Raw genomic sequence first — 17,886 nt, forward strand, 5'->3', positions numbered from 1 at the left:
CGGCTTCCTTTCACTCAACCAGATACACAGAGAACAGCACGGACGCGTCGGGAAGGTCGCCCAAAACAAAATCTTCGGGGTCGATCTCGATGATTTGGCCACCGCAGTCGAGCTGTACGAGGTCCAGGGGGTCGTCGGGCACATCGAAGTCACAGCGCGGTTCGATGACGGCCGTGGCCTGGGCCGTCGCCTCCTGCGCCTCCGTGCCCGGAATGATCGAGTCCCCGACCGTGTAGTTCGTCTGGATCTCCACCTCGTATCCGGGGAAGCCGTTCACCTCCGTGGGCTGGGCATCGCCCTGGAGGGCCGAGTCATTCGCGGCGGCCAGCTGTTGAGCCGCGGCGGTGGCACCGGTGCCCGTGGCCTCATTCGGGTCGAGCCAGTCCAGCCAGTTGTCGTCCACCCCGATGGCGCCTTCCAGCTCCTCCATCAGCTCGTCCCGATCCGCCTGCGCAGCCGCCAACGCAGCAGCGTCCGCCGCGGATTGAGCTCCATTCCGCGCGGACGCTGCCTGGGCGAACGCAAAGAGGGCGAACGCAGCGAAGAGCAGAATCCCCGTCAGCCAGATGTAGATCGGGAGAGTCTGCCCTCGGTCGCCGAAGTGTCGTCGGGCTGTCAGCCTCCGACGACGTTGGTCACCGCTTCCAGGATCGCTCCCGAGATCAACCCGTCCAAGCCCAGACCGTCGATCAGCGTGAAAATCCCGGCGATCAGGATCATCAGCCCCGCATACTCCACGAACCCCGCCCCGCGATCCCGCTCGCTCCCCCGCATCCGGGAGACAACGGTCCGCCTCCACGTCCCGAGCCCGCGCCTGACGCCGTGCATCGACACCTTCGCCACCATGGCCGCTGTCCTCCCACCCAACAACACCACTACCGTCCCGCGCACCGTACGTGACACCCCGCCCACTCCGAGTGGGCCCAGAGACCCAACTTCCCGACATCGGAGTCATCGGTTCCACCCCCCGTGAGCCGTACCCAGCCAGTGCGCGATCGCTTCGCTGCGCGAAGAACTGTGCAGTTTTGCGAAGATGCGGTTGATGTGGTTCTTGACGGTCTTCTCGCTGATGAAGCAGGTGGCGGCGATCTGGCGGTTGTTCATGCCGGCCGCGATGAGATCCATGACCTCCGCCTCCCGTGAACTCAGTCCGAAATCCCGTCCGTTGTCGTCGCGGCCGTGGAGCCCCGCCGCGTAGGCGAGTCGGGCCTTGGACGACTGTGCCACAACTGGTTGCACGTGCGAAGGGAATTCGTTCGGTTCGTACGAAACGCTGAGCGATTCCGAGACAGATTCCGAGGCGGATTCGGGGACCGCCGAATTCGAGACAGCCGCGTCCGAAACGACAGCCGCAGCGGACGCCGTGAACGTAGGCCTGCGCTCCCTCAAGTCCCGTACCGCCGTGATCAGTTCCTCCGCCGTGAACTCGCCGTGGACCAGATAACCCACCGCACCCAGGCGCAATGCCTCCGCCACCACCTCAGGTTCACGGCTGTACGTCAGCATCATCACCGGCGCCAGGCGCGCCAGCGAGGGCAGCGCGGTGAGGCCGTCGGTGCCGGGCATGCGTACGTCCAGCAGGACCACGTCGGGGCGGTCGCGACAAGCGAACGCTTCCGCCTCCGCTCCGTTCGCCGCCTGCGCGACGACCCGGATGTCCGGGTGGGCGTCGAGCAGGGCCGCGAGGCCCGCCCGTACGACCGGGTTGTCGTCGGCCACGAGCACACGTAAGGGCGGGCCGGGAAGTGCCTGGTCAGGCATGTGCGGCCTCCTCTTGGGGAGTGTGTGAGGGGGGTGCGGGCAGCAGGGTGCCCGAGGTTGTCAGGGGGAGGTCCACCTTGACCTCCGTGCCTCCGTGCTCGCCGCGGCGCAGCTCAATGGCCGCGCCGATCGACGTCGCGCGCTCCAGCATTCCCAGCAAACCGAAGTGGCCGGATTTCGCCAGGTGTTGTACGTCGTCCAGGGATACGGACGTGCCGGTTCCGTCGTCTCGTACGGTCAGGTGCAGTGTCGAGGCGTCGGCGGCGGCTTCGACTTCGAGGGTTACCTCCACCCCCGTCGCGTCCGTCGCGTGCCGGTGCGTGTTCTCCAGGGCCTCCGAGAGGATGGCCAGGAGTTGGTGGGGGGCTGCGGGAGGGAGTACGAGGGTGGGGGCTGCCCGGTAGGCGAGGGTCGCCCTGATGCCCGTACGGGATTCGAAGTCGTCGACCCTTGCCGTCAGTTCCGTTCCCAGGTCTGTGGGTGGGCTCGACAGGGCTGTGTGGTGGCGCAGGTCCGTGAGCAGATCCCTGGACTCCGCCGCCGCCCGGCGGGCCGCCCCCGCCACCGCCGTCGCCTGGTCCTTCAGCGCACGCGGGTCCGTGTCGTGGTCGGCGGAGACCGCGAGTGCCTCGGCCGCCAGGGCCAGGCCGTGCAGGGTCTTGGCCACCGAGTCGTGCATCTCGCGGGCCAGGCGCGCCCGTTCGGACTCGACGGCCTCCGCCACCGCGAGCCGCGAGTTGGCCTCCGCGAGGGCCTGGCTGGCCGTGCCGAAGTGGAACATCAGGTTGCGCAGGGTTACGCCGATGATGCCGGCCGCGATGCAGAAGCCGGCGATGAGGAGGGTGCTGGCGCCGGTGCCGGGGCGGTGTTCCCAGGCCCTGAACACCGTGAGCAGGACGACGAGTTGGAGTCCGGTGAAGATGCCGGAGCCGCGCCAGCCGTACAGCAGGCCGGAGAGGAGGGGGGTGCAGACGGCCGCGTACGCGAGGGGGGAGGCCGGGGACGCGGTCAGCAGGAGGATCGCGCCGAAGATCAGGTCCACCGCCATGAGGGTGGGGTGGGCGAGGAGGCGGGGGGCGAAGCGGTCCCAGTCCCTGAGCATGGCGTACGAGCCCATAACGCCGAGGACGGCTGCGGCGAGTACTCCGTAGCGGGGTGGGCCGTGTGTCGCGTTGGCCATCGCGAAGGGGGCGCCGATTGCGATCAGTGTCAGGCGGACGGCGAAGGCCTGGCGGCACAGGGCCTGTAGGGCGTTGAGCTGGAGACGTACGCTGCCGGGCGCTGCCGCGTCGTCGGCGAAGTAGCCTGCGGCTCGCTTGGCAGTTTGGACGGTGCGGGTCCGTTGTGGCTTGTCGCGCAGTTCCCCGCGCCCCTGAAGGGGCGCTCCAGCCCGACCCTGCTTCCAAAGCCTCGCCATCTCAACGTCCCAAAATCGAGCCGAAGTTCGTCCCCGAGCCCAGGAACATCCCCGTCGCGATCAGGATCATCGTCGCCGGGAGCATGAAGACCAGCGTGACCATCGTCGCCTTGGGGATCGTTTTCGCGGCCCTGCGGCGGGAGTTCTGGGCGTCTGTTCGCCTCATGTCCGTGGCCAGTTGGATCAGGGTGTCCGCGATCGGGGAGCCCAGTTCCTCGCCCTGCTGCAGGGCCGAGACGAACTGGGCCACCTGCTCGGACGAGTTGCGCTTGCGGAGTTCGTCGAAGGCCTGGCGGCGGCTTACGCCCATGTCCATCTGGCGGAGCGTGATCCTCAACTCGTCCGCCCACGGGCCCTCGTAGTGGTCCGCCACCCGGTCCAGGGCCTGGCGGAAGCCGAGGCCCGCCGAGACCACGACCGCGAGGACGTCGAGGAAGTCGGGGAGGGTGCGGTCGATGACCTCCTTGCGGTCGCGGATGGCCTGCCAGATGAGGGCGTCGGCGGCCAGCAGGCCGAAGGCCAGGGTCAGGGCAGCAAACAGGAGCTGTCCGTTGGTGTAGAAGACCAGTCCGAGTACGACGCCGAAGATGCCGTACACCGCCCGGCGGGCCGCGTAACGGTTCAGGGTCAGACCGCCGGGGTTGCCCGCCATGTCGATGCGGCGGCGCTTGGCGTCGACGCGGCGCGGGCCCATCAGGCTCAGCACCAGGGGCGCGAAGCGCATGCCGAGGCGGTCGACGGCGGAGTCGGCCTTCGAGACACGGGTGGACCCGACCTCCAGGGCGAGGGCCAGGTCGCCGGGGAGCTTGGCTTCCGCGCGGATCATACGGATGCCGAAGAGGAGGCCCGCGACGGCGAGGCCCGACAAGAGAGCGAGGAGCAAGGCCAGCAACGTAACTCCCCCTCACACTTCGATCTTGCCGAGTTTGCGGATGACGAAGAAGCCGACCGTGTAGAGGCCCATGGCGATCAACACCAGGATCTGGCCGACCGGGGAGCCGGTCACTCGGGCCAGGGCGCCCTCGTTCGAGGAGTTGATCAGGAGGAGGGAGCCGAGGCCGAGGAGGGGGACCGTGAAGGCGGTCGCGTTGACCTCGGAGAGCATCGTGCGGACCTCACGGCGGGTCTCCTTGCGGTCCTCCAGGGTCTGGGTGAGGTTCCGCAGGGAGTTGACGACCGAGCCGCCCGCCTTGTTGGAGAGGACCAGCGTCGTGACGAGGACGACGAGTTCGCGGGAGGGGAGGCGTTCGGCGAGTTCGCCGAGGGTGTCGTCGATCGAGCGGCCGAGGCTCAACTGGTCGGCGACGCGGGCCAGTTCCTCGCCGGCCGGGGCCTCCAGTTCCTCGGCGGCCATCGCCAGGGCCGTACGCAGGGCGAGGCCGGCGGCGGAGGCGTTGGCCAGGAGGCGGGCCACGTCGGGGAGTTGGTTGATGAAGGCCTCGATGCGCTTCTGGCGCTGCCAGTTGAGGAAGATCGCGGAGCCCCAGACGCCGATCGCTGCCGCGATGGGGCCGAAGAAGGGGGCCAGGGCGGCGGCTGCGATCAGCCAGAGCGCTACGACGACGGCAGTGACGTACGTGAAGAACTCGCCCGCCGTGAGGTCGAGTCCCGTGGCCGAGAGCCGCAGGTGGATGGTGCGGCCCAGTCGGGTATGGCGAAGGCGGCGGTCGACGGCCGCGAAACGGCGGGCCCGCCCTGCGGCGCTGCGGAGGGGGCCGCCGGAGAGGCGGTCGACGAGGGCCTGGCGCTGGGCGCGGCCGGACGCGTACGTGTGCACGCCCGCGACGGCGAGTGTGCCGCACAGGACGGTGGCGCCGAGGGCGAGCAGGGCGGGGTTGTTCATGGCTCGCTCCTCTCAGTCTTGTCTGTCTTGTCGGTCCTGATGGTGGGGGTCATCCGATGGCCTGCCTCGTCTGGAGTACGTCGATGGCCTCGGCCACGCGGAAGGCGGGAGGCAGCGGCTCGCCCGCGACGTACAGCTTCTCGGCGACCGGGCGCGGCAGCGGCAGATGCTCGAAGTGGCCGTGGACGACGCGGTCGGGGCCGGTGGGGCGCGGCACGAAACGGGTGACGGGGGCGATGCTGAACTGTTCGCGGCCGTGCGAGACCAGCAGGGCGATCTCGGAGAGCTTGCGGGAGCCGTCCGCGTGGCGGGTGAGCTGGACGACCACGTCCACGGCCGAGTTGATCTGGTCCTTCAGGGCCTCGAAGGGGATCTGGACCTCGGACATCGAGCCGAGGGTCTGGAGGCGCATGAGGGCGTCCTCGGCGGTGTTCGCGTGCACGGTGGCCAGCGAACCGTCGTGGCCGGTCGACATGGCCTGGAGCATGTCGAGGGTCTCACCGCCTCGTACCTCGCCGACGATGATGCGGTCGGGGCGCATACGGAGGGAGTTGCGGACGAGGTCACGGATGGTGATCTGGCCCTTGCCCTCGACGTTCGGGGGGCGGGATTCGAGGCGGATCACGTGCTCCTGCTGGAGCTGGAGTTCGGCGGAGTCCTCGATGGTGATGATGCGCTCGTGGGCCGGGATCAGGCCGGAGAGGGCGTTGAGGAGGGTGGTCTTGCCGGTGCCCGTACCGCCGCTGACGATGACGTTGAAGCGGGCCCGGACGAACGCCGCGAGCAGCATCAGCATCTGCTCGTCGAGCGAGCCGAGGCCGATCAGCTCCGGGAGCGTGTAGGCGCGGGGGAAGCGGCGGATCGTGAGGGTGGGGCCGGTGAGGGCGAGCGGCGGGATGATGACGTTGACGCGTTCGCCGGTGGGGAGGCGGGCGTCGACCATGGGGTTCGACTCGTCCACGCGCCTGTTGACCGTGGAGACGATGCGCTCGATGGTCTGCATGAGCTGCTCGTTGGAGGCGAAGCGCAGGGGCAGCTGTTCCACGCGGCCCGCCCGCTCCACGAAGATGGAGTCGGGTCCGTTGACCATGATCTCGGTGATGGACGCGTCGGCGAGCAGGGGTTCCAGTACGCCCAGGCCGAGCGCCTCGTCCACGACCCGGCGGATCAGCTGGGAGCGCTCGGAGGAGGAGAGGACCGGGCCCTCGCGGCTGATGATGTGCCCGAGTACCCGCTCAAGGCGCAGGCGTCGCTCGGCCGCCGCGAGGCTGGACATCTCGGCCAGGTCGATCTCTTCGAGCAGCTTGGCACGGTAGACGGCGACGAGGTGGCCGTCCTCGCGGCCGGCTCCGCCCTCTTCGGGGGCGGCGATACGGGCCTTGAGGCTCATGTCTTCAACTCCCTTCCAAGGGCGGGTCGTTCGTCTTGCGGTCGTTCGGCACCAAGCGCTCCGCTGGGTTTTGCGGTTCTAAGCTGCGGGTTCGTTGTGGCTGGTCGCGCAGTTCCCCGCGCCCCTTGGAGGCCTGCGGCCCCCAACGGGCGCGGTACAGCACCGGACTTCGCCTAGTCGTCATCGTCGTTCGGCATCGTGGCCTTCTTCTCCACCTGCCAGCCCTCCCCCACGAACGGGATGAGCAGCGGGACCTGCACGGTCACGGTCGCGGTGGTCGTGTCTCCCCCTCCTCCCGGAGCGGATACGTTCGCGTCGAGCCAGTCGCTCATCGCGGCGTACCCCGCCGCCTCCCCCGCCTCGCCCTGTGAGGCGACCCGCGCGGCGGCACGGGCGCCGGATCCGGCCTGGTTGGCGGCGTATCCGACGAGGCCCAGCTGGATGGCGGCCATCCCGACGAGCAGCAGGACGGGCAGGAAACCGGCGAACTCCAGCATGGAGACGCCACGGTCGCCCCTGGCCCGCCTGCGCAGTTTCCGGAGTACGTTCATCCGTCGTCCTCCCCCTCCAGCGCGGCGCCCGCCTCGCCCTGGACCGTCCAGTCCGCGTCGAAGCCCGGGAAGAAGAGCGGGACTTGGGCGGTGACGGTGGCCCTCATGACCGTCCCGTCGCCACCGCATTCGATGGCCGCGTCCTGCCAGGCGTTAGGCAGGTGCTCCTTGCCCGCGTCCTGACAGGCAGCCCCCGCCCCCGCCCCAGAAGCGGCGGCCGCCGTAGCCGCCCGCGCCGCCTCATCCGCCGCGTTCCCGGCAAGCGAGTACGTGTAGCCGTACAACACGCACTGCCACAAGATCGTCATCACGACCAGCAGCAGCGGGAACATCCCGGCGAACTCCAGCGTCACCGCACCCCGGTCGCCGCCCTTACGGCGCAGCGCCAGCGCGCCTCGGTCGCCGGAGGGCTTGCGGCGCTTGCCGCCGCCCCCTTCCTTTACGGCCACCAGGCCCAGCTCGCCCGCCAGGGCCCACAGCGCCTGCTTCACGGTCGAGCGGGCGTCCAGGTCCTGCATGCGGCCCGCGTCGACCACGGACTGGAGTTCCTTGAAGGCGGCCGGTACCGCGACGTGGGCCACCTTCGTGCCGGTGACGCGTTCGACGAGGGACGGCTGGATCTCCGTACCGCGTGAGGCGCGGTTGACGACCGTCAGGGTCTCCTCGGCCTTGCGGATCTGGAGGCGGTCCCACAGGCGGACCATGCGTTTGGCGGCGCGGACGGCGACGACGTCCGGGGTGACGAGGAGGAGGGCCTGGTCGGCGAGTTCGACGGCGGCAGCGGTCGCGGAGTTCATCTGGGCGCCGCAGTCGACGACCACGACCTCGTAACGGGTACGCAGCGCCTGCAGGACCTGGCGGGCCGCCCGGTCGGTGACCTCCTCGCCGCGCTCGCCCTCCGCCGGGGCCAGCAGCAGCCCGAGCCCGGTGTCGTGGGTGTAGACGGCGTCCTGGAGGACCCGCGGGTTGATGTCGCTGATCCCGGCGAGGTCGGCGACCGAGCGGCGGAACTGCACGTCCAGGTACGAGGCCACGTCGCCCGACTGGAGATCGAAGTCCAGCAGTGCGACCGTACGGCCCGATGCCCTTGCCGCGAGGGCGAGTTGGACGGCCGTGACCGTCGCGCCCACCCCGCCCTTCGCCCCGGTCACCGTGACGACGGTGCCGCCTGGCCCCGAGTACAGCTCCGGCGTACCGCTGCCGAGATGGCGCCGCATGCCGAGTGACCAGGCGGCGGCGGCCTGGACGCGTTCGGCGAGGGCGTCGTAGCCGAGGGGCAGGCCGATGATGCCGCGGGCGCCGGAGTCCATCGCCGCGGTCAGTACGCCCGTACTGGCGTCGGCGGTGATGAGCACGACCCCGACCGCCGGGAACCGCATCACCACGTCGCGGACGGCGTCCAGCGCGGGCATCGGACCTATCCGCTCATGAACGAGGACGACCTCGGGCAACTCGTCCAGGGACTCCGCCGCGAGCCGCGCCAGGGTGTCCAGGAGCGCTGTGGTGTCCGGGACCGGCGCGGCGGGTTCGGCGTCGGGGAGCTGGCTCAGCAGCGTGGAGAGGGCGCGGGCCGAGTCGATGTCGCCGACTGCGGGCAGGATGCGGATGGTCATCGGCACACCTTCGTGGACCCCTGCGGGGACGCCTTCGTGGGGGCTGAGCGCATCACGGCCTCCTACTTGTCCTCGTCGAGGGTGTACGAGCGGTCGTCAGGCGCGACGGCGGTGTCGGAGCCGCCGGCGACCAGGGCGAGGCGTACGTGGGTCGCGAACGACTCGGCGTAGGCGACGCGTTGGGTGTCGGCGGTGGTGAGGGCGAAGGTGATCGGGACGGCCTCGGTCGCGGTACGGCGGCGGTCGTCGCTGTTCTGGGAGGGGTCGAGGGCGGTGAGTTTGCCGACGTCGATGACCCTGGCGTTCTCGACGATGACCTTCGACTGGTCCTTGCCGTTGTCGTTCTCGGCCTCGAAGGTGGCGTAGATGTTGACCCGCGCACCCGGGTTGATCTTGCCCGCGACACCGGTCGCCGCGTCGATCATGATCGCGATCTCCTGCTGGCCCGCCTCGAGCTCGGGCCGGTCCACGATCATGTCCTGCTGGAGCAGGGAGCCCTTCTCGAGCCGGGTGACCGCGATCTTGCCGCGGATCTCGGAGAGATCGGTGACGGCGGTCGAGGACAGCCACCGCTCGGGCATCGAGACCTTCTCGAACTGGTCGGCCGACAGCTCCCGGTAGGGCGCGACATCGCTCTTCAGGCGGTACGCCGCGACCTCTGGGCCGACTTTCGAGTTCACGTCGCGGATCACCGAGAGCACTCCGGCGAAGGCGCCCACGGCGCACAGGACCGAGAGGACCAGCAGGATGACGCCGCGGCGCTGGCGTGAGTTCATGACGCGGGCAACCTCTATCGGGGGCGGGGACAGCGGGGGGTCGAGCGGTCGTGCCTGGTGCTCAGGTTCTGTTCGTGGTGCGGTGGCTCTGGCTGTTCAGATGTACGTACGTGACTTACGTAGTGCCTCGTGGCAAGGCGTGTACAGAAGAAACTGCCCGTACGGCGGCGGTCGGAAGCTCCGGCGGCGGGAGCAAAGGTGCCGCACAGAAACCGCATCGGTCGCCGATGAGCTCAAGGCCACACCAGTGGCACTCCTCGCGCCGTACGGACGAGACCAGTTGGTAGAGCACGGACACGTCGTGCAGTCCCGCGGCGAACTCGGCGACCTTCCCCGTGGCCCACCAGCGCACCGACTCGGCGGGCAGCGGCACGGTGGCGACGCCCTGTACGCGCCAGGCGGGCGCGAGCGTCGTGGTGATCCAGTCGCCGGGCAGCTGCCCGGGCGCGATGAGCATCCGCGTGCCGAACTCGGGCCCGGTCAGCTTCTCTTCCGTTTGTCCGAGCCGTATGAGCTGGGGCCGCGGATTGGCCAGTACGGCGAACTGGGCGCCCGGCACCCACGACTTGGCGTGGGACTTCAGGGACACCGGGATCCGGTCGAGCTTGGCGACGGAGCCGAGCAGGGCGCCGGCGTAGATGTAATGGGCGAGCAGCCGTGCGGAGGAGGCGAGCACACCCGGGCTGAAGTCGCAGGCGGAGAGCTGGCGGAGCTGCTGGGCGAGGAGGGCGAGGCCGAGCGGCGGCAGATCGATGCCGAGGACGGCGATGCGGTCGCTCTCGAGTACGGAACGCACGGCGTGCAGCCGCCGGATGACGTCGGTGGAGGCGGACGCCGGGTATAACGCGATCACGTAGCCATGCTGCTCGATGAGCGTGTGCATCCCGGTGAGGGAGCTCTCGAGGCTGTCGAGGGGCTGGACGGCGGCGGGCGGCGTCTGCCGGTCGTGCGTTGGGAGCACCAGATCGGAACTGGTGACTGCTATCGCGGTCGGCACGCTGCACACCACCCCGTCCACTGCGGCGGGGTGGTCGACCACCGCCTCAGATCGCCCCTGTGACGTCGTCTTGCAGCAGAACCATATCCACGGCATGGCCCAATCAACACCGAATCTCCGAGATCAACTCACCGAAGGTGCAGTCGTGATCGACACAGCGTGAGACGCATATGCCCCAACTCGGGGATTTAGCGGGCAGGTTGAGTTCGCCACTTGATCGTTGACGGCGTTGCGTTCGGTAATGAGGCAATGCCATGATCGCACTCACGTCTGATCACGGGGGAGACAGCGCGGCGGCGGGACATATACGTAGATCCCGGATCTGGGACTACATAGAGGACGCCGACGGGAGCACGAACGCGGGCGATGCTCCGGTGCATCCGGCACATCCTGCACATCCGGCACAGGAGCCGTCGAGCCCGCCGCCTCCCCCGCCCTCCCCCTTGGTGGAGCAGGGCTCATCACCTGGTACGGGCGCCGCTCACCACTCGGACCAGGCAAGCCTCCGTCGACGCGAAGTCGCCGCCCTGCTCGGCGAGTTCCGGCGTACGGCCGTGCTGTTGCCGCTCGGGGAGGACGGCTCCCCGCTGACCGCGGAGTTCGGCGGTATCCGGTGGATCTACGCCTTCTCGGACGAAGCGGCGCTTGCCCGATTCGCCATCGCACGGGGTGAAGGGGCACGGGAGTGGGCGTACGAGCGTGTCCTGGGCGCCCGGTTGCTGGATGCGGCGATTCCCGCGATGCCGGTGCCGTGCGGGGTTGCGCTGGATGTCGGGAGTGAGGGCGAGGGGGCGCTGTTTCCACCGGTGCGGGGGAGGTGAAGCGCATCCCAGCACTGTTTGACCCGCATGTGCGCATGGGTCCGCACTGTTGACCTCAGCCCACGAGGCTGCTGCCGCGCGATGTACTGCTTGACCACGGCTAGCGGCGCCCTGCAGCACGATCCGGCGAGGTACGAGCCGGACCAGAAGCAGCCGGGCGGTGACGCCCTGGAGGGAGGTGTCCGTCTCGGAGAGCTGGACCTTGGGCGGACTGGGGGTTGCCACGTCGGGTGGTCGGTGGCGGGCTGTCATGTCACCGGGGCCAGTCGGGTGACCTTTGAGGGCCTCGCTCGTTCTTGTGAGTGTCGGGCGAACAGTCGAATGAGGGGGCGTCTGATGAGTCAAGGCACCTTGGTCACGCGGCAGTTCGGGCACCGTGCCCGGCTTGCGCTGTCGCCCACCGAGGTGTCGAAGGCCGACGCCCAGGCGCACGCGGCCCGCACCCTGTGGAACCTGCTGCACGCCTGGTGGCAGATGATGCCCAAGGACCAGCGGACCCTGGCCCACGCGGACACCGCGATCCGCCAGGCCCGCCAGGACCTCGATTTCCTCACCGTGCTGCCCGCACAGGCCGCCCAGGCGGTGCTGAAGACGTACGTCCAGGCCTGGAAGAACTGCTGGGAGGGCCGGGCGGCTGCCCCGAAGTTCAAGGCACGCTTCCGGTCGGTCATGTCGGTGGACGTCCCGCAGGGCCGGGACTTGCACATCACGCGGGTGCACCGCCGCTGGGGCATGGTCAACCTGCCCAAGATCGGCCGGGTGAAGTTCCGCTGGACCAAAGACCTCCCCGTCGGCAAGCACGCCGACACCGGGAACCGAATCACCGGCGCTCGACTGGTCAGGGACGCGCTCGGCTGGCACATCGCCCTCCGCGTGACGACCCTGGAAGCCGAGCCCGAGCCGCACCCCGGCCCGGAGGCCGGGATCGACGTGGGCGTCACCGTGCCTCTCGCCCTCTCCGACGGGACCACCTACGAGCACGGCCCGTGGCTGACCGAGCAGGAACAGGCCAAGCTCCTGCGCCTGGAACAGCGCGCCGCCCGGCGCAAGGCGCACCGCAAGTCGGGCGAGCGTACTTCACGCCGCCTGCGCCGCACCTATGACCAGATCGCCCAGCTCCGAGCGAAAGCCAAGCGACGGGCAGCGGACTGGCAGCACCGGACGACCACCACCATCGCCCGCACCTACGGCACGGTGGTGGTCGAAGCACTCACCGTCACGAACATGGTCGCGTCGGCTCGCGGCACCGCCGAGGTGCCGGGGAGGAACGTCGCGCAGAAGGCCGGGCTGAACCGCTCCATCGCTGCCGAGGCGTGGGGTCGCACGGTCACCATGCTGGCGTACAAGACCGCCCGGCACGGCGGCGCCCTGGTCAAGGTCCCCGCGCCCGGCACCTCCCGGCGCTGCTCGGCCTGCGGCCGCACCACGCCGGGCAGCCGGGAGTCCCAGGCCGTGTTCGTGTGCAAGAACCCGGACTGCGGCTGGTCGGGCAACGCCGATCACAACGCGGCCCAGAACATCTTGCATCTGTACCGGATCGGCCATGTGGCGATCCCGGCTGCCGGGAGGGCAGTCGTCAGGCGCGCTCGCCGCGTCAAGCTCGCCACCGCAAGGTAGGCGGGAATCTCCTTCCCGAGCCTGCGAAGGAAGGAGAGCACTCCAAAGGAAGGGCAGGAAGGCCTCCGACGACGCGGTGGACGCGTACAGCCTCACCCACCCCGCCGAGTACCTGCAGAACCTCAGCATGACGCTCTCCGGGCTCACCTCGACCGTCGCCCGGCCGGAGCGGGCACTGAGGGCCGCGTGGGAGGGCTTCAAGAAGGACCCGTCCGAGGGCGGCGGCCGTATCGTTCCCGAACTCTTCGGCACCAAGGGGGCGGGGGCGTTGCGCGGGGTGGCGCGGGGCGCGGCCAAGGGAGCGCCGGAAGGGGCGGCGGGGTCGGGGGCGAGGAACACGGCGCGGGACGCCGTCGGGGACGATCCGGCGAAGGGCTCCCAGACCGAAGACTCCCGGGTCAACACCGACACGGACCCGATCGACCTCGCCACCGGCAAGATGTACCTGCCGCAGACGGACGTGACCCTGCCGGGCGCCCTGCCTCTGGTGTTCAAACGGCGGGTGGAGTCCGGCTACCGGCTGGGCCGCTGGTTCGGTCCGTCGTGGTCGTCCACGGTCGACCAACGCCTGGAGATCGACTCCGAGGGCGTCGTCTTCGTCACGGAGGACGGTCTCCTCCTCCCCTACCCGCACCCGGCGCCCGGCCTGCCGACGCTGCCCAGCCACGGTCCCCGTTGGCCGCTCGATCGCGAGGACGGCGGCTACACGATCACCGACCCGCAGACGCGACGGGTCTGGCACTTCGCCGACCGCGGCGACGACCTGGCCGTCCTGGAGCAGATCGACGACCGCAACGGCAACTGGATCACCTTCGAGCACGACGCCGAGGGCACTCCGCTCGCGATCGTGTCGAGCGGCGGCTACCACGTGCGCATCTCCACGGAGGCGGACAGGGTCACGGCGCTGCATCTGGCGGGCGTGGAACAGGAGTTGATGCGCTACGGCTATTCGGAAGCGGGCGATCTGACCGAGGTCGCCAATTCCTCCGGCCTGCCGCTCCGTTTCACGTACGACGAGGCGGGTCGCGTCACGTCGTGGACGGACACCAACGACCGTTCGTACCGGTACGAGTACGACGACCAGGACCGTTGCGTCGCCGAGGGCGGCACGCACGGCCACATGAACCTGCGCGTCGACTACGACGGGACGGACCCGGAGACCGGCCTGCGCATGACGACCACTACGACCGGCGAGGGCCACACCCGCCGCTTCCTGGTCAACGACACCTGGCAGGTCGTCGCCGACATCGACCCTCTGGGCGCGGTCACCCGCCACGAACGGGACCGCTACAACCGCCTCCTCTCCCAGACGGACCCGCTCGGCCACACGACGTCGTTCCGCTACGACGAGGCCGGCAACCTGACGGCGGTGGTACGCCCGGACGGCCGCGAGGCGAGGGCCGAGTACAACGAACTCGGGCTGCCGGTACGGGTGGTGAACCCGGACGGCACGGTCGTACGCCAGACGTACGACGACCGCGGCAACCGCACGTCAGTGACGGCTTCCTCCGACCAAACCACGCACTTCACGTACGACGAGGCCGGTCACCTCACCGCCGTGACCGACCCGCTCGGGCAGACGACGGCGGTGCGCTGCGACAGGGCCGGGCTGCCGGTCGAGATCACGGATCCGCTGGGCGCGGTCACGCGATACGAGCGGGACGCGTTCGGCAGGCCGGTCGCGATCACCGACGCTCTGGGCGCGACAACCCGCCTGGAGTGGACGGTCGAGGGCCAGCTGACCCGCCGTACGGCTGCCGATGGGACGTCCGAGTCGTGGACGTACGACGGCGAGGGCAACTGCACCAGCCACACGGACGCGATGGGCGGAGTCTCGCGCTTCGAGTACACGCACTTCGACCTGCTGTCGGCGCGCACAGGCCCGGACGGTGTGCGCTACGAATTCGCCCACGACACGGCGCTACGGCTGACTCGGGTGACCAACCCGCAGGGCCTGACGTGGGATTACGCGTACGACCCGGCGGGCCGCCTGGTCACGGAGACGGACTTCGACGACCGCACGCTCACGTACTCGCATGACGCGGCGGGCCGTCTCACGTCCCGCACGAACACCCTGGGCCAGACGGTGGCCTTCGAGCGCAACGAGCTCGGCCAGGTGCTACGCAAGGACGCGGCCGGTTCCGTCACGACGTACGCATACGACATGACGGACCAGCTCGCCCAGGCGACGGGCCCCGACGCCACGCTGACGCTGCTGCGGGACCGCTTCGGGCGCGTGCGCTCGGAGACGGTCGACGGCCGCGAACTGACGTACACGTACGACGAGTTGGGGCGCCGGACGAGCCGTACGACGCCGACTGGCGCGACGACGACGTGGTCGTACGACGCGACCGGGCGCCGCACCGGGATGGTGGCCGCAGGCCGAAGCATCGACTTCACGTACGACACGGCGGGCCGCGAACTGTCCCGCCGAATCGGCGAGACGGTCACCCTGGAGCACACCTTTGACCCTCTGGGCCGCCTGACTGAGCAGTCGGTGACCGGTACCGGGGGCCGGTCGGTGCAGCACCGGGCGTACACGTACCGCCCGGACGGCAACCTCATCGGCGTAGACGACCGGTTGGCCGGCTCGCGTCGCTTCGACCTGGACGCGGCGGGCCGGGTGACGGCGGTCCACGCGGCGGGCTGGACGGAAACGTACGCATACGACGAGGCGGGCAACCAGACCTCCGCCGCCTGGCCGTCGGACCACCCGGGCCAGGAGGCGACGGGCCCGCGTACGTACGAGGGCACCCGCATCACCCGCGCCGGCAACGTCCGCTACGAACACGACGCGCTGGGCCGCATCGTGCTCCGCCAGAAGACCCGCCTGTCCCGCAAGCCGGACACCTGGCGCTACGAATGGGACGCCGAGGACCGCCTCACATCGGTGACCACACCGGACGGCACGCGCTGGCGCTACACATACGACCCCCTGGGCCGCCGCACAGCAAAACTCCGCCTGGCACCCGACGGCGAATCGATCGCGGAACGTATCGACTTCACGTGGGACGGCACAACACTCTGCGAACAGACAACAACTTCCGGGGAGTTGCCGAACCCGGTCACCCTGACCTGGGACCACCAGGGCCTACGCCCCATCGCCCAGACGGAACGCATAGCGGCGGCGGAGGCCCCCCAGGAGGAAATCGACTCCCGCTTCTTCGCGATCGTCACGGACCTCGTCGGCACTCCGAGCGAACTCGTGGACGAGCAAGGCGAGATCGCTTGGCGGACGCGCAGCACCTTGTGGGGCACCACGGCCTGGGCGAGGGACAGCACCGCCTACACCCCACTCCGCTTCCCGGGCCAATACTTCGACCCGGAAACGGGCCTGCACTACAACTACTTCCGCCACTACGACCCGGAAACTGCTCGCTATCTGACGTCCGACCCCCTCGGTCTCAGCCCCGCGCCCAACCCGGCTTCCTACGTTCACAATCCACATGCCTGGATCGATCCACTGGGGCTGGCACCAGACATATGCCCCGAAGAAGAGGCAGCCGCCGAGAGGAAACTCAAGCCAGGCGAAATTTACGTATATCGCGCAGTCATGGACAACGAATTGGAAGATGTGCTCGGTGCGGGCAATCGCAGGTATCGCAATCTTGGCGGAGCGGAAGTAAAATACTTCTCCACCTCCCCCGAAGGAGCTGCCGCGTATGCTCGTCAAGCGTTTCACACGTTCGGAGACGGAAGCCCCTACACTCTAACGCGAGGAGTGATTCAGGAAGGGGCGATCCGTCCGGAGAGCTACATCCAACATCTCGCAGACGCGGGAGGAAAGGTGGACACCCCCATGGCGCTTTCGAATGACGAAATAGCACAGATAGGACGAGTTCGCATACTCCCTTACATGCCGATACCGTGAGTGGAATAATGCACCTCTATATCACGTCCGCTCGTGAGGATTCACTGGAGGCTTGGAGGTCTGTAATCCCTGCGAGCGAAAGAATCGAATATGTTCGCAGCCTGCCGCGAGCAATCCAGGCCGACGCCATCTGCATGTCCGGCATCTATGCACTCGAGCGGTACGGTGGTGCTCCACGTCACGACATCGCTCAAATTCTAGATAATCTCCGCAACGACGGAATGCCACCGATGATCGTGGTTCCTCCGTCGCTACCCATGCGGCGAACATCGTCCGGCACGCTTGAAGTGATTCCCGAGTTGCGCACGGAAAGCCCGGCGCACTATGCAGTGTCTCGCGCGCTTCAAGCCATCGATCGATGGAATGAAAGCAGCATCACTCGAAAAATCGACACACTCATTTTCGATCTGCCGCTGCTTGGTATGGACGACCCAGAAGACCGATCGACACCAAAATCTACCCGAAAGGCGATGAGTGAGCACCTGAAATTTCTGTAAGGTGACAGAATATTGCACAGCAGTTCTCAACCACACTGAAGACAAGGCATGATCGCCGTCCGTCAGCTTGAACAAGCGTTGGAGCGCCTCTCATGGGAAGCGGAACGACAGATTGACTACACACGCCGCTTGGGCGTCGGGGTGGACGAACTAGCCTTGGAATTTGATGACTCTTATCGCCCCGTTTCCAGATTGATCGAGGAAGGCTTACTCCCGGAGGCTCTCAGCGGAGCCATTAAATTTATAGACCAGTCGCTTGAGGGGATGACTCAAACCCCTGAAGACAAATGGACCGAGGATGCGGTTCGGGATTCGCAGGAATGGCTCGATTTGCGCGAAACAGCCCGGCAGGCAGTCAGCTTGCTACAAGGAATAGAATTCGACGCGGATGACGAGTGAACCAATGCCGTTCCTGAATCATCAGGAACTCGATGTCACGGTGACAGCAGTTTCCCCGTGGGGTGCACAAGTCGAGTCAAATGGTGAAGTCGGTTTTATCGATCAGGTGAAGCACCCATCCTGGTGGAACGCCGAGATGCCGCCGCCCCGTGTAGGCGATCGTCTGCATGTCGTCGTTCTCGACGCCAGCAGAAACCCCGCTCGATTCAGCGCACTTGATAGTGACATTCAAGTAGCTCGCGAGTTGCGTTCTCTGTGAGCACTTACGCAACGACTTTTTGGCTACGCTTCACCCCGGGCAATTTAGCTAGCCACCAATCCCCGAAGAGCAGG

General features: G+C 68.2%; 17 protein-coding genes. 6 read left to right on the forward strand and 11 right to left on the reverse strand.

Annotated elements, in window-relative coordinates:
* Nucleotides 1-10 precede the first annotated feature (10 nt).
* The 11 genes from IEZ21_RS39430 to IEZ21_RS39480 all read right to left on the reverse strand — a co-directional run bounded on the left by IEZ21_RS39430 (nt 11) and on the right by IEZ21_RS39480 (nt 10,348).
* Nucleotides 11-619, reverse strand: coding sequence for a pilus assembly protein TadG-related protein (locus tag IEZ21_RS39430; RefSeq protein ID WP_189326667.1), 609 nt, complete (start codon nt 617-619; stop codon nt 11-13).
* Nucleotides 616-846 (reverse strand): hypothetical protein, encoded by a 231-nt coding sequence (locus tag IEZ21_RS39435; protein WP_246568643.1) that lies wholly within the window; start codon nt 844-846, stop codon nt 616-618. Before IEZ21_RS39435 ends, IEZ21_RS39430 begins: the two co-directional genes overlap by 4 nt.
* A gap of 105 nt (nt 847-951) precedes the next feature.
* Nucleotides 952-1,761: a response regulator transcription factor gene (locus tag IEZ21_RS39440; RefSeq protein WP_189326633.1), complete on the reverse strand. Its 810-nt coding sequence runs from the start codon at nt 1,759-1,761 to the stop codon at nt 952-954.
* The gene (locus IEZ21_RS39445; RefSeq protein ID WP_189326634.1) at nt 1,754-3,178 is read right to left on the reverse strand and encodes a sensor histidine kinase; all 1,425 of its coding nucleotides are present in this window, start codon (nt 3,176-3,178) and stop codon (nt 1,754-1,756) included. The genes IEZ21_RS39440 and IEZ21_RS39445 overlap by 8 nt, the downstream gene beginning before the upstream one ends.
* A 1-nt stretch (nt 3,179) precedes the next feature.
* Nucleotides 3,180-4,070, reverse strand: a complete 891-nt coding sequence (locus tag IEZ21_RS39450) for a DUF5936 domain-containing protein (RefSeq protein WP_189326635.1) — start codon at nt 4,068-4,070, stop codon at nt 3,180-3,182.
* 12 nt (nt 4,071-4,082) lie between these two features.
* The gene (locus IEZ21_RS39455; RefSeq protein ID WP_189326636.1) at nt 4,083-5,021 is read right to left on the reverse strand and encodes a type II secretion system F family protein; all 939 of its coding nucleotides are present in this window, start codon (nt 5,019-5,021) and stop codon (nt 4,083-4,085) included.
* A 49-nt stretch (nt 5,022-5,070) separates the two neighbouring features.
* Complete coding sequence (locus tag IEZ21_RS39460; RefSeq protein ID WP_189326637.1) at nt 5,071-6,411, reverse strand: TadA family conjugal transfer-associated ATPase; 1,341 nt, start codon at nt 6,409-6,411, stop codon at nt 5,071-5,073.
* Nucleotides 6,412-6,584: 173 nt separating this feature from the next.
* Entirely contained in the window at nt 6,585-6,962 is a 378-nt protein-coding gene (locus IEZ21_RS39465) for a TadE/TadG family type IV pilus assembly protein (RefSeq protein ID WP_246568629.1), read from the reverse strand.
* The gene (locus IEZ21_RS39470; RefSeq protein WP_189326638.1) at nt 6,959-8,575 is read right to left on the reverse strand and encodes a CpaE/TadZ family protein; all 1,617 of its coding nucleotides are present in this window, start codon (nt 8,573-8,575) and stop codon (nt 6,959-6,961) included. Before IEZ21_RS39470 ends, IEZ21_RS39465 begins: the two co-directional genes overlap by 4 nt.
* Nucleotides 8,576-8,637: 62 nt before the next feature.
* On the reverse strand, nt 8,638-9,351 hold the full coding sequence (gene cpaB, locus IEZ21_RS39475) for a Flp pilus assembly protein CpaB (protein WP_033323643.1): 714 nt from the start codon (nt 9,349-9,351) through the stop codon (nt 8,638-8,640).
* 115 nt (nt 9,352-9,466) lie between these two features.
* Nucleotides 9,467-10,348 (reverse strand): hypothetical protein, encoded by an 882-nt coding sequence (locus IEZ21_RS39480; RefSeq protein ID WP_246568631.1) that lies wholly within the window; start codon nt 10,346-10,348, stop codon nt 9,467-9,469.
* Between the two features lie 254 nt (nt 10,349-10,602).
* Here IEZ21_RS39480 and IEZ21_RS39485 point away from each other — a divergent pair, with 254 nt between their 5' ends.
* From IEZ21_RS39485 to IEZ21_RS39510, 6 genes are all read left to right on the forward strand, one after another.
* Complete coding sequence (locus IEZ21_RS39485; protein WP_308429691.1) at nt 10,603-11,169, forward strand: hypothetical protein; 567 nt, start codon at nt 10,603-10,605, stop codon at nt 11,167-11,169.
* Between the two features lie 336 nt (nt 11,170-11,505).
* Nucleotides 11,506-12,786, forward strand: coding sequence for an RNA-guided endonuclease InsQ/TnpB family protein (locus IEZ21_RS39490; RefSeq protein ID WP_189326639.1), 1,281 nt, complete (start codon nt 11,506-11,508; stop codon nt 12,784-12,786).
* A gap of 76 nt (nt 12,787-12,862) precedes the next feature.
* The gene (locus IEZ21_RS39495) at nt 12,863-16,657 is read left to right on the forward strand and encodes a DUF6531 domain-containing protein (RefSeq protein ID WP_246568633.1); all 3,795 of its coding nucleotides are present in this window, start codon (nt 12,863-12,865) and stop codon (nt 16,655-16,657) included.
* 134 nt (nt 16,658-16,791) lie between these two features.
* Nucleotides 16,792-17,154, forward strand: coding sequence for a hypothetical protein (locus tag IEZ21_RS39500; protein ID WP_189326640.1), 363 nt, complete (start codon nt 16,792-16,794; stop codon nt 17,152-17,154).
* Between the two features lie 48 nt (nt 17,155-17,202).
* Complete coding sequence (locus IEZ21_RS39505) at nt 17,203-17,553, forward strand: hypothetical protein (RefSeq protein WP_189326641.1); 351 nt, start codon at nt 17,203-17,205, stop codon at nt 17,551-17,553.
* On the forward strand, nt 17,543-17,812 hold the full coding sequence (locus IEZ21_RS39510) for a hypothetical protein (protein WP_246568635.1): 270 nt from the start codon (nt 17,543-17,545) through the stop codon (nt 17,810-17,812). Before IEZ21_RS39505 ends, IEZ21_RS39510 begins: the two co-directional genes overlap by 11 nt.
* Nucleotides 17,813-17,886: the final 74 nt, after the last annotated feature.

The sequence above is a fragment of the Streptomyces flaveus genome, from assembly GCF_014647675.1.
GTDB classification, from domain to species: domain Bacteria; phylum Actinomycetota; class Actinomycetes; order Streptomycetales; family Streptomycetaceae; genus Streptomyces; species Streptomyces flaveus.

Coding starts and splice junctions, on each gene's coding strand:
- IEZ21_RS39470 (WP_189326638.1), bottom strand. CDS start 8,575: ATGACCATCCGCATCCTGCCCGCAGTCGGCGACATCGACTCGGCCCGC.
- IEZ21_RS39455 (WP_189326636.1), bottom strand. CDS start 5,021: ATGAACAACCCCGCCCTGCTCGCCCTCGGCGCCACCGTCCTGTGCGGC.
- IEZ21_RS39505 (WP_189326641.1), top strand. CDS start 17,203: ATGATCGCCGTCCGTCAGCTTGAACAAGCGTTGGAGCGCCTCTCATGG.
- IEZ21_RS39460 (WP_189326637.1), bottom strand. CDS start 6,411: ATGAGCCTCAAGGCCCGTATCGCCGCCCCCGAAGAGGGCGGAGCCGGC.
- IEZ21_RS39435 (WP_246568643.1), bottom strand. CDS start 846: ATGGTGGCGAAGGTGTCGATGCACGGCGTCAGGCGCGGGCTCGGGACG.
- IEZ21_RS39485 (WP_308429691.1), top strand. CDS start 10,603: ATGATCGCACTCACGTCTGATCACGGGGGAGACAGCGCGGCGGCGGGA.
- IEZ21_RS39500 (WP_189326640.1), top strand. CDS start 16,792: ATGTCCGGCATCTATGCACTCGAGCGGTACGGTGGTGCTCCACGTCAC.
- IEZ21_RS39510 (WP_246568635.1), top strand. CDS start 17,543: ATGACGAGTGAACCAATGCCGTTCCTGAATCATCAGGAACTCGATGTC.
- IEZ21_RS39440 (WP_189326633.1), bottom strand. CDS start 1,761: ATGCCTGACCAGGCACTTCCCGGCCCGCCCTTACGTGTGCTCGTGGCC.
- cpaB (WP_033323643.1), bottom strand. CDS start 9,351: ATGAACTCACGCCAGCGCCGCGGCGTCATCCTGCTGGTCCTCTCGGTC.
- IEZ21_RS39465 (WP_246568629.1), bottom strand. CDS start 6,962: ATGAACGTACTCCGGAAACTGCGCAGGCGGGCCAGGGGCGACCGTGGC.
- IEZ21_RS39445 (WP_189326634.1), bottom strand. CDS start 3,178: ATGGCGAGGCTTTGGAAGCAGGGTCGGGCTGGAGCGCCCCTTCAGGGG.
- IEZ21_RS39490 (WP_189326639.1), top strand. CDS start 11,506: ATGAGTCAAGGCACCTTGGTCACGCGGCAGTTCGGGCACCGTGCCCGG.